This window comes from Halomonas sp. 707D4, assembly GCF_024158685.1.
GTDB lineage: Bacteria > Pseudomonadota > Gammaproteobacteria > Pseudomonadales > Halomonadaceae > Vreelandella.
Map to the genome: position 1 here is coordinate 1 of NZ_JAMZBD010000057.1, position 10,648 is coordinate 10,648.

The following is a 10,648-nucleotide window of genomic DNA, read 5'->3' on the forward strand; positions in this document are numbered from 1 at the left end:
CTGCTGTTTCGAGCGCGCCCGACCCGCTAGAAGTCCAGGCGGTAGCCCAGCGTCAGGGTGCGTCCGCGCCCGGCGAAGTAGCGCTCGTCGTTCACCAGCGCGCTCTGCGAGTAGTAGGTGACGTACTGTTCGTCGAGCAGGTTGGAGATACCCACGTCCATCTGACCCACGGGCAGGCGATAGCCGACGGCGGCGTCCATCAGCAGGTAGCCGTCGAACTCGCGCTCGGGCTCGTCGAAGCTCATGTCCATGGCGTAGTTGGCCTGCACGAAGGTCGAGAGGTTATCGGTCCAGTCGGAGGAGACGCTCGCCACCACGCGATCAGGGGCGACGTCGATGCCGGAAAGCGAGGCGTCCAGGTGGCCGTCGTCGTTGCTGTCGTAGCGCCCGCGCATGCGTGAGTACGAGAGCCGTCCGGCGTGCTGGTCGGTGAAGCGGTAGCCGATTGCTGCCTCCAGCCCCTTGATCTCGGTTTCCTGCCGTGCCATGAAGAAGGCGTCGTCGCGCTCGACGAGTCGGCTGCCGAAGTCCGACGAGGAGATGTAGTAGTTCAGCTCCGCCGCGAGGCGCCCATCGTCGTAGCGAACGCCGGTCTCGACATTGTCGGTGACGATGGGGCGCAGGTTCTCGATACTGTCCACGGACTGCCCGGGCCGCTGGATGCTGCGAAGCGCCCGGCCCACGTCCGGAATCGTGAAGCCTTCCGAGTAGTTGGCGAACAGGCTCCAGTGCTCGACGGGCTTCCACACCGCCCCCAGATTGTAGAGCGTCTCGTTGAAGCTCGGCGAGCCCCCTTCCACGTCCACCGCGTTGCGGGTATAGAGCGTCTGGTAATCGTCGATATCGAGCTTGGCGTACTCGTAGCGCACTCCCGCTGACAAGAGCAGCGAATCCAGCGGCGCGAACTCCGCCTGCAGGAAGGGCGAAAGGTCGGTGTAACTCGCCGGCGGCACGTAGGTGCGATCGGTCTGGTACAGGTACTGCTCGGTATCATCGAACAAGGTGTCGAAGCCGCCGGTCAGCTTCAGCCGATCGTCGAGCAGGTCGTCACGGCTCAGGGACACCTTGGTACCGTACTTCGAGGTCGTCGCCAGGGTCTGGTCGTAAAAGGTGCCGACCGGTGCGAACGCCGGGTCCTGGAACGTGGCCGAGTTGTCGGCGCCGAACAGCGCCTTGTAGTCCTGATAGTACACCTGAGCGCTCAGGTGCATGCCGGCCAGGTCGTAGTGGTCGTAGCTCAGGCCGGTCGTCCATACCCGGTTGTAGGGAGCGCGGCCTTCCGGCGTGCCGCGTCGGGAGGTCGTCACCACGCCATTGTCGCGATCGCCGGTGACGCTCAGGTAACCATTATGACCTTCGATGTCGTAGTGATTGAGGGTGAATTGCAGGCGCTGGTCGTCATCGAACCAGTAGGCGAGCTTGCCGAGGATATCGAAGGAGCGGGCATCCATGAGATCGCCCTGGGTATTGTCCACGCCGACCGCATCGCCGTTGCCGTCCAGGAACAGGCCCTGGTCCTCGAGGCTCGCCGAGAACAGGTAGTCCACATCGCCGCTGTTGCCGCTGACGCCATAGGTGGTGCGATAGCTGAGTGTGTCGCCGTCCAGCTCGCGGGTCGGCGTGGTGACCTGGGCTTCGACATGCTGGTTGAAGGAGCCAGGTTCGGGGCGCCGGGTCACCAGGTTGATGACGCCCCCTTCGGCGCCGATGCCATTGGTGGCGTTGGCACCCTGGATCACCTCGATCTGCTCGACCATGGAGAAATCGATGGTGTGCGCTTCGCGACCGGTCGGGCGCAGCGGGTTGGACTGCGGAATGCCGTCGATCAGGATGAGCGGTCTGCGCCCGCGCAGGGTCTCGCCACTGCCGCTCATCTTCTGGCGGCTGGGGGAGTAGGACGGCAGCAAGTTGCTGAGTATCTGCGAGGAGTCGCTGGTGAGCTGGAGCTGCTGCTCGATCTCCTCAGAGGTGATGACGCGTACCGTCTGGGGCGAGTCCTCCTTGGTGGCGCTGGTCCTCGAGGCAGTGACGACCACGGGCTGCTCGACCTGCTCGCGGCCGGCGTTGACCGCCGACCTCGACTGCTCCTGAGCCTGGGCCTGGGAAGCGGCCATCAGGCCGACCAGAGTGGCGGTTTGCCAGCGCGCGCGATGATGTTGACAGCGCATCTTCTTCTTATCCTCTTAAAAAATTCACGAGCGACCCCTGATAAAGATCGATTATCATAAACAAATGATAATGATTATATTATGCATGTGCGTCAGTCTAAGGTCCATTACCGTGCAACGCCGCGTTCGACATCTCGGACCGATCACCCGCGTTCCGACGACGAGAAGACATTGTAAATGAGAACGTTTTATCCTACGGTGCGTGTTTGATTCCTGGCAGGCGCGTCGATGTCCGACACGAACTCTCGATCCCCTCGCCTCGTGGGTGAGGCACTGAGCGCGGGCTATGAAACCCGCACGGTGCTCGACGGCGTCGACATCGCTGTGGCCGAAGGCAAGCTCACGGTGCTGCTCGGCCCCAATGGCAGCGGCAAGTCGACGCTGCTCAAGACCCTGGCCCGCACCCTCGCGCCCAAGGCGGGCCACGTTCACCTGGATGGCAAGGACATCCACCGGTGCGCCACTCGGGACGTGGCCCGGCGGCTGGGCCTTCTTCCTCAGGGGCCTGCGGCCCCGGAGGGGCTGACCGTCGAACAACTGGTGGGCATGGGCCGCTTTCCCCATCAAAGGTGGTGGCACAAGGACGCCCGACGCGATGCCCAGGCCATCCGCGAGGCGATGGACTACACCCGGGTGAGCGAGTTCGCCGACCGCCCGGTGGATGCCCTGTCCGGCGGGCAGCGCCAGCGCTGCTGGATCGCCATGGTGCTGGCCCAGCAGACCGACTTGATCCTGCTCGACGAGCCCACCACCTTTCTCGATTTGAAGGTGCAGGTAGAGCTCATGGAGCTGCTCTCGCGCCTGGCCCACGAACGCGGCCGTACGCTGCTGCTGGTGCTGCACGACCTCAATCTGGCGGCGGCCTACGCCGATCATCTGGTGATGCTGCGCGAGGGACGAATCGTGGCCGACGGCGCCCCCGCCGAGGTCTTTACCGCCGATACCCTGCAGCGGGTCTTCGAACTCGATGCCCAGGTGATGCTGGACCCCGAAAGCGGGCGCCCGGTCTGCCTGCCGCGCCGTTTCGAACGCCCTCGCGCCACCGTTTCCTCCGCGCTTTCGAGCGCCACGTGAGATGCACATGCCCCCTGTCTTTTGCGCCCAGCTGAGCCGCGAGCAGAACGATCCGCTGCCGGGCAGTGCCGCCCACGTCGAACGGCACCTGCTAGTCAGTTGGCCCCGGGCGAAGTGGCAGCGAAATCTTCGCCACGCAAGCGACATGCCCTCGGAAATCGGCGTCACGCTGGATGCCATCGCAGCGGCGGGGCGGCGGGTGAACCTGATCCAGCAGCCTGGCATGGAGGCCACCCGGCATCGAATATTCCTGATGCCCGAGCGGCGTCGTTTCACCGTGGCAAGAGAGGCGCTTGGCGAGTTTCTCGCCGCTTGGCAAACGGGAAGCTCGCTGGCCCTTTGGGAAGAGCCGAGACTCGCTCACGACCTGATCCTTTGCTGCACGCATGCCAAGAAAGACAAGTGCTGCGCCAAGTACGGCTACCAGACCTTCAAGGCACTGGCTCAGGCCGTTGCCGAGCATGAGCTCCCCTTCGACGTGTGGGAGAGCAGCCACCTGGGCGGCTGCCGCCTGGCGGCGAGTCTTATCGTGCTCTCGCCGGTACGCAAGTACGGGCGCATCGCGCCGGAACAAGCGCTCGCGTTTTTGCAAAGCGAGGCATCCGGCCAGCGCTACCTGCCCGGCTACCGCGGCAACTCCTCGCTCTCTCCCGCCCAGCAGTGTGCCGAAGTGGCGCTGCTCGAACACCTGGAACAGGCCAACGCCCTGACGGCGCCGACCTTGATCGACGACCATGGCGACGAGCGCGAACGCGTCATGCGCTGGAAGCTCCATACTCCGCCCTACCAGGCCACCGTGCACTGCCAGGCCCGTTCGATCCTGCGCGTCGATACCTGCGCCGACCTGGCGCAGGGCCCGACCGAAAGCCTGGTCTGGCAGGCGCGCGTCGATATCTGAGCCGCGCGATGCTCAAAGCAGTTGACAACGCGTCCGCTCCTCTCTCAAATAGCCGCGTTTTGACCTTTGGCATCATCTTTCGCCCCGATTGGAGGGACGTTCATGCTGACTCTTGCGCGCCGCTGGCGCTGGTTGACGCTGCTTGCCATGGCAAGTCTTCTGTCGGGCTGTCTGGCCCTGCCCCAGACCGGGCTGTTCGCCTTTCGCTTGGCGGTGACCTCGCTGGGGGTCGAGAACGTGCGCATCGGCCCCTACAACCTGAATGCGGGGCTCGACACCACCGACCTGACCAGCCTGATCGCCTCGAGCCTGGGCGCGGGGAGCCTGCCGGTGCAGGCCACCATGGCGCTGGGACTGGGGCTTCCGGCGGGCATGCCGGCGGTGAACATGGCCGGCTTCAACTGGACGCTGGACATGCCCGGCGTCGACCCGGTTTCCGGGCGCTACAGCGAAGACGTCTCGCTCACGCCGGGGGATGGCGCCAACCTGCGCCTGCCGGTCTCCTTCGACGTGCTGGCCACCGACCCGCAGCGTCTGAGCCCGATGGTCGACCTGGCCCGGCAGCTGGCCTCGAACGGCTCGCTGCCCGCCGGCAGCGAACTGGCGATCACCCCGGGAGATCTGCGCGGGCTCGGCATGACGCTGCCCGCCGGCTTGCTCACGCCCACCCTGCGCCTCAACGTCGGCGAGGACGGTCAGCTCACGCCGGTACGTTAAAGGCCACGCCGCCCGACCCACTGGGCGGCGAACTGCCAGGCGGTACGCCCGCTGCGCCCGCCGCGAAGCGTGGCGAAGCGAATCGCCTCCTCCCGGGCGGCCTCCTCCCAGGCGCCCTCCCCGCCCAGGCTCGTGACCCAGTGCTCGCAAACCTCGAGATAGGTGGCCTGGTTGAAGGGGTGAAAGCCGAGCCACAGCCCGAAGCGGTCCGACAGCGAGATCTTCTCCTCCACGGCGTCGCCGTGATGCAGCTCCTCGCCGACCAGCCTGGAGCCTTCGTTGTCCGCCATCGACTCCGGCAGCAGATGGCGACGGTTCGAGGTGGCGTAGATCAAGACGTTCTCCGGCGGGCCGGTGAGCGTGCCGTCGAGCACGCTCTTGAGCGCCTTGTAGGCGTCGTCGCTGCCCTCGAAGGAGAGATCGTCGCAGTAGACCACGAAGCGCTGGGGTGCGTGGCGAAGCGTCTCGACCAGCCGGGGGAGGCTTGCCAGGTCGTGGCGGTCCACCTGGATCAGCCGCAGGCCCTCGTGGCCCAGGGTATTGATCAAGGCACGCACCACCGACGATTTGCCGCTGCCGCGCGAGCCCCACAGCAGCGCGTGGTTGGCGGGCAGCCCCTTCAAAAACGCCCGGGTGTTGTCGACCAGCGCCTTCTTCTGGCGCTCGATGCCGAGCAGGTCGTGGAGCGTGGTGGTATCGCGCACCGGTACCGGCACCAGGTGACCGCCGAGCGGATGGCGCTGCCACAGCGCGGCGGTATGGGTGTTCCAGTCCACCGGCGTGGGCGCCGGGGGAAGCCAGTGCTCGACGTGGTCGAGCAGCTGGGTGAGTCGTTGGGTTAATTCGGCGTCCATCCTTGCCCTCTCGTTGGGTTATGCTAAAAATACCGACACTGAACCGTCATCTCGAACACGGCTTTTGCCGATAAGGAACCGATCATGCGCTGGCTTCGCCCCTTCGCCGTTACCGCCCTGTGCGCCTCGCTCGCGGCGTGTGCCACCTCGCCCACCGGGCGCTCGCAGCTTCTGCTGCTCTCGGACGCCGAGCTCAACCAGATGGGCCAGCAGGCCTTTGCCCAGTACCAGCAGGACGTGCCGATGGGCGACCAGGCGAGCCTGCGCTACGTGCAGTGCATCACCGATGCCATCGTCGACGTGTTGCCGGAGCGCCAGCGCAACCAGGACTGGCAGGTGCGGGTGTTCAAGTCCGACCAGCCCAACGCCTTCGCCCTGCCCGGCGGCTACATGGGGGTGAATACCGGCATGCTGGACATCGCCACCAACCAGGACCAGCTCGCCTCGGTGATCGGCCACGAGATCGGCCATGTGCTGGCCAACCACGCCAACGAACGCGCCTCCACCCAGAGCGCGACCTCCCTGGGGCTTTCGGTGATCTCCAGCGCCTCGGGCATGCAGTCGCCCGGCGGCCAGCAGCTGATGGGCGTACTCGGCATGGGCGCGCAGTACGGCATCGCGCTGCCCTTCTCGCGTCGCCACGAAAGCGAGGCGGACACCATCGGCCAGAACCTGATGGCCCAGGCCGGCTTCGACCCGCGCGAAAGCGTCACGCTGTGGCAGAACATGCAGGCCGCCTCCACCGGCGGAGCGCCGCCGGCGTGGATGTCGACCCACCCGAGCCAGGATCAGCGCATCGACGGCCTGCAGGCCGGCATGGACCAGGCGATGGCCACCTATGAGCAGGCCAGAAGCCAGGGCCGCACGCCGAACTGCCCGCGCCCCTGACCCCTCCTAGCCGGTGAGCGCGCGTCTCAACAGCGCGCGCACCGGCCCGGTGTCCGGACGCACGCTTCGCCACAGGAAGAACGCCTCCGCCGCCTGCTCCACCAGCATCCCCAGGCCATCCACCGGGGTGGCGCCGTGATTTTGCGCCCAGCGCAGAAACACCGTGGGCTCGGCCGCGTACATCATGTCGTAGGCGAAGCCGCCGGCGGTGAACAGCGCCTCCGGCAGCGGCGGAAGCTCGCCGGCAAGGCTTGCACTGGTGCCGTTGATGACCAGATCGAACGGCTCCTCCAAGACGTCATACCCCCCGCCGACGACCGCGCCCAAGTCGGCGAAGTCACGCGCCAGTGCGGCGGCCTTGGCGCCGGTGCGGTTGATGATCACCACCTCGCGAGGACCTCTTTCCAAAAGCGGCGCGAGCACACCGCGCACCGCGCCGCCGGCGCCCAGCACCAGGATGCGTGCCCCGCTCAACGGGATGTGATGGGCATCCAGGTCGCGCAGTAACCCCACCCCGTCGGTATTGTCACCGTAGACGCGGCCGTTCTGGCCATTGATCAGCGTATTGACCGCACCGGCCCGGCGCGCCCGCTCGCTCAGCGTGTCGCACAGCGCGAAGGCCTGCTCCTTGAAGGGTACGGTGACGTTGGCGCCCCGCCCGCCGCTTTCGCAGAAGGCCCGCCAGGTGGCGACGAAGCCGTCGAGCGGGGCGAGCTCGGCGGTGTAGACGATCTCCTGGCCGGTCTGCTCGCCGAAGCGCTGGTGAATCAAGGGGGACTTCGAGTGCTCGACGGGGTTGCCCAGCACGCAGTAACGATCGCTCATGGCGCCACCCCCAGCCGCTTCGCCTCGCCCAGCCAGTCCCGCGCGACCAGATACTCGTCGAGGCGCGCCTCGGGGCTTCCGGCGCCCGGGGTGTAGGCGTACTCCCAGCGGGCCAGCGGCGGCATCGACATCAAGATCGACTCGGTGCGCCCGCCGCTCTGCAGCCCGAACAGGGTGCCCCGGTCCCACACCAGGTTGAACTCGACGTAGCGCCCGCGCCGGTAGAGCTGGAAGTCGCGTTCGCGGTCATTCCAGGGAGTGTCGCGCCGGCGCTCGACGATCGGCAGGTAGGCGTCGAGGAAGCTGTCGCCCACGGCGCGCTGGAAGGCGAAGGAGGATTCGAAGCCCGCCTCGTTCAGGTCGTCGAAGAACAGCCCGCCCACGCCCCGGGTCTCGTCGCGGTGCTTGAGGTAGAAGTAGTCGTCGCACCACGCCTTGTAGCGCGGGTAGACGTCATCGCCGAAGGGCGCGCAGGCGTCGCGGGCCACCCGGTGCCAGTGCACCGCATCCTCGAACACAGGGTAGAACGGGGTCAGGTCGAAGCCGCCGCCGAACCACCACACCGGCGCCTCGCCCTCCTTCTCGGCGATGAAGAAGCGCACGTTGCCGTGGCTGGTCGGCACGTGCGGGTTCGTCGGGTGCAGCACCCAGGAAACCCCGACCGCGTGAAAGCTGCGCCCGGCGAGTTCCGGGCGCGAGGCGGTGGCGGACGGTGGCAGCGTCTGGCCGAAGACGTGGGAGAAGTTGACCCCGCCCTTCTCGAACAGCGCGCCGTTCTCGATCACTCGGGAGCGCCCGCCGCCGCCCTCCTCGCGCTGCCAGCTGTCCTCGCGGAAGGTGGCGCGGCCATCGGCTTTGGCCAGCGCCTCGCACAGGCGATCCTGCAGATCCAGCAGGTAGGTCTTGACGTCGTTCAGGTGCTCGTGGGCCACTGTCTCTCCAAAACGTTGCCTTGAGGGTAGACACTGATGGTAAGGGGTAAAGCGAAAGGCGTGAAGGGCCGACTCAGGACGGCGCCTGATAGCGGGCGAGCGCGCGGCGATAGGCGCCGCTTCGCACCGCGCGACTGATCATCGGCATCGCGCTCTTGATACCGGCGCGCACCAGCCGACGCGTCGGCATCGTCATGGCAAGATCCAGCTGCGCCGCCGCCCACTCGGGCAACAGGTCGATGCCGGCGCGCATGAACAAAGCGCCGGCCGGGCGCAGCAGGAGATGGCGCGGCGGCGCCGCCAGCAGCAGCGCGACCACCTCGCGGGTGCGCGTATCACACACCAGCCGGGGCCGCTGCGCTTCGAGATAGGCGTCGATGGCCGCTGCGCTGTCCGGCACGTCGCGGGCGCCGAGAGCCTCGGCGATGCAGGCGGTCTCGAAGAAGTAGCGGTCCTGCTCGGCCCGCGAAAGCCCCGGGTTGCGATAGCGCAGGTGCGCGGCCATGAAGCGGCTCATCTCCGCCACGTGTACCCAGGTGAGAAGCGCCGGGTCGTCAGCGGCGTAGGGCTCGCCGTTGGCGGTCTTGCCGCGCACCCGGGCATGCACCCGGCGCACCCGTTCGATCGCCGCCTCGGCCTCGTCGAAGGTGCCGAAGCTGGTGGTGGCGATGAAGTCGCTGGTGCGCCGCAGGCGCCCCACCATGTCGTGGCGGAAGTGGGAGTGGTCCCAGACGCCGGCGAGTGCCAGCGGGTGAAGCATCTGCAGCAGCAGCGCGCTGATGCCGCCGCACATCATCGGCGTGAAGTCGCCGTGCAGGTTGCGCACCAACTCGTCTTTCGGAAAGGGGCCGGGGTGGCGCTCGACGCGCGCCCGGCCCAGGCGCGCCGTCATGGCGTCGCGCAGGAAGGTGGCCATGTCAGGCGCGCAGCACCTTGCCGGTGAGCAGGTCGCGAATGGTGCTGGGCCGCGCCTGGCCGCCAAGCTCGCCGGGGGCGATGGCGCCCAGGTCGTCGCCGAAGAGGCGCTGGACCTCATCGGCGCTCATGGCCGGCGGCTCGCTCGAACGGTTGGCGGAGGTGGAGACCAGCGGCCCGCCGAAGGCCTCGCAAAGGGCGGCCATGTGCGGGTGGTCGGTGACCCGCAGCGCCACGCTGCGATGGGCACCGCGCACCAGGGCGTGGCTGCGGCCGTTGTCCGGCACCAGCCAAGTGTTGGGCCCGGGCCAGCTGGTGGCGAGCCGGGCGTGCAGCTCGAGCGCCAGCCCCGAAAGCCACGGGCCGAACTGCTGCATGCTGGCGGCCACCAGGATTACCCCCTTGGCCGGGTCGCGCTCCTTCAGGCGCATCAGCTGGGTCAGCGCCTGTTCGTTGTCCGGGTCGCAGCTCAACCCCCACACCGCTTCGGTGGGGCAGCCCACCACGCGGCCTGCGTGAAGAGCGCGTACCACGTGCTGAAGTTCTGTCGTCGCCGTCATCGAGGCCTCCTTGGCGTCGGCGCGAAACGCGCGCCATGTGGATCATTTTATCACGGCTCAGCGCCGCCGCACCCAGCCGCCCGCCTGCTGGGCGACGGCGCCGTCGAGCTCGAGCATGAGAAGCTCGCGCTGACACTCCGCCACGCTCCAACCGGTGTTCTGGACCAGCAGGTCGATCGGCGTGGGGATCGAGGTGAGCGCACCGAGAAGACCCGGCTCAGCGCCACCGGGCTCGGCGTCAGGCACCGCCGGCGACGATGCCGAGGCCGCCGTGGGCAGAAACGCCGGCGCCCAGTGACCAAGCTCCGCGACGATGTCGTCGACGTGGCGCACCAGGGTGGCGCCGCTCTTGAGCAGCGACAGACAGCCCGTGGCCTGAACGTTGTGGATCGAGCCCGGCACGGCGAACAGCTCGCGCCCCTGCTCCAGCGCCAGCCGCGCGCTGACCAGGGTGCCGCTCTTCTCCGTCGCCTCGATCACCAGGGTACCGAGCGAGAGCCCGGTGACGATACGGTTGCGGCGCGGAAAGAAGGCCGGGTGCGCCTGGGTGCCCGGCGGATGCTCGGCAAGGATCAGCGCCCGCGGAGTGCGGGCGAGGCGCTCGTAGAGGGTGCGATGGCGGGCCGGGTAGATCACGTCCACCCCACAGCCGAGTACCGCCACCGTGGCACCGCCTTCGTCGAGCGCCGCCGTCTGGGCGAGAGCGTCCACGCCGAGCGCCATGCCACTGACCACGCACCAGCCGCGTCGGGAAAGCTCGGCGGCAAGCCCCCGGGCGTTGCCGGCGCCTTCGGCGGTCGGTCGGCGGGTGCCGACC

11 protein-coding genes are annotated in these 10,648 nt (G+C 67.6%); 4 read left to right on the forward strand and 7 right to left on the reverse strand.

Features of this window, described 5'->3' with window-relative positions; genetic code table 11:
- Positions 1–26 precede the first annotated feature (26 nt).
- Complete coding sequence (locus tag BIS11_RS04160) at positions 27–2,168, reverse strand: TonB-dependent receptor (RefSeq protein ID WP_253419150.1); 2,142 nt, start codon at positions 2,166–2,168, stop codon at positions 27–29.
- A gap of 228 nt (positions 2,169–2,396) precedes the next feature.
- Here BIS11_RS04160 and BIS11_RS04165 point away from each other — a divergent pair, with 228 nt between their 5' ends.
- The 3 genes from BIS11_RS04165 (at position 2,397) to BIS11_RS04175 (ending at position 4,857) form a co-directional block, all read left to right on the forward strand.
- The gene (locus BIS11_RS04165) at positions 2,397–3,242 is read left to right on the forward strand and encodes an ABC transporter ATP-binding protein (RefSeq protein WP_253419152.1); all 846 of its coding nucleotides are present in this window, start codon (positions 2,397–2,399) and stop codon (positions 3,240–3,242) included.
- A gap of 7 nt (positions 3,243–3,249) precedes the next feature.
- The gene (locus BIS11_RS04170; RefSeq protein ID WP_253419156.1) at positions 3,250–4,140 is read left to right on the forward strand and encodes a sucrase ferredoxin; all 891 of its coding nucleotides are present in this window, start codon (positions 3,250–3,252) and stop codon (positions 4,138–4,140) included.
- A 102-nt stretch (positions 4,141–4,242) separates the two neighbouring features.
- The gene (locus BIS11_RS04175) at positions 4,243–4,857 is read left to right on the forward strand and encodes a hypothetical protein (RefSeq protein ID WP_253419158.1); all 615 of its coding nucleotides are present in this window, start codon (positions 4,243–4,245) and stop codon (positions 4,855–4,857) included.
- Here BIS11_RS04175 and BIS11_RS04180 read toward each other — a convergent pair.
- Complete coding sequence (locus BIS11_RS04180; protein WP_253419161.1) at positions 4,854–5,711, reverse strand: ATP-binding protein; 858 nt, start codon at positions 5,709–5,711, stop codon at positions 4,854–4,856. The two genes, BIS11_RS04175 and BIS11_RS04180, sit on opposite strands and share 4 nt — an antisense overlap.
- Before the next feature lie 84 nt (positions 5,712–5,795).
- Between BIS11_RS04180 and BIS11_RS04185 the strand changes: the two genes are divergently transcribed.
- Positions 5,796–6,599, forward strand: coding sequence for a M48 family metallopeptidase (locus tag BIS11_RS04185; RefSeq protein ID WP_253419164.1), 804 nt, complete (start codon positions 5,796–5,798; stop codon positions 6,597–6,599).
- Positions 6,600–6,605: 6 nt separating this feature from the next.
- Here the strand turns inward: BIS11_RS04185 and aroE are convergent, their stop codons facing one another.
- From aroE to dprA, 5 genes are all read right to left on the reverse strand, one after another.
- The gene (gene aroE, locus BIS11_RS04190; RefSeq protein WP_253419167.1) at positions 6,606–7,424 is read right to left on the reverse strand and encodes a shikimate dehydrogenase; all 819 of its coding nucleotides are present in this window, start codon (positions 7,422–7,424) and stop codon (positions 6,606–6,608) included.
- Positions 7,421–8,356, reverse strand: coding sequence for an oxygen-dependent coproporphyrinogen oxidase (hemF, locus tag BIS11_RS04195; protein WP_253419170.1), 936 nt, complete (start codon positions 8,354–8,356; stop codon positions 7,421–7,423). The genes aroE and hemF overlap by 4 nt, the downstream gene beginning before the upstream one ends.
- Before the next feature lie 73 nt (positions 8,357–8,429).
- The gene (locus BIS11_RS04200) at positions 8,430–9,272 is read right to left on the reverse strand and encodes an oxygenase MpaB family protein (RefSeq protein ID WP_253419173.1); all 843 of its coding nucleotides are present in this window, start codon (positions 9,270–9,272) and stop codon (positions 8,430–8,432) included.
- A gap of 1 nt (position 9,273) precedes the next feature.
- Positions 9,274–9,831: an L-threonylcarbamoyladenylate synthase gene (locus BIS11_RS04205; protein ID WP_253419176.1), complete on the reverse strand. Its 558-nt coding sequence runs from the start codon at positions 9,829–9,831 to the stop codon at positions 9,274–9,276.
- Positions 9,832–9,888: 57 nt separating this feature from the next.
- Positions 9,889–10,648, reverse strand: a 760-nt coding sequence (dprA, locus tag BIS11_RS04210) for a DNA-processing protein DprA (RefSeq protein WP_253585759.1), incomplete at its 5' end; no start/stop codon positions are given.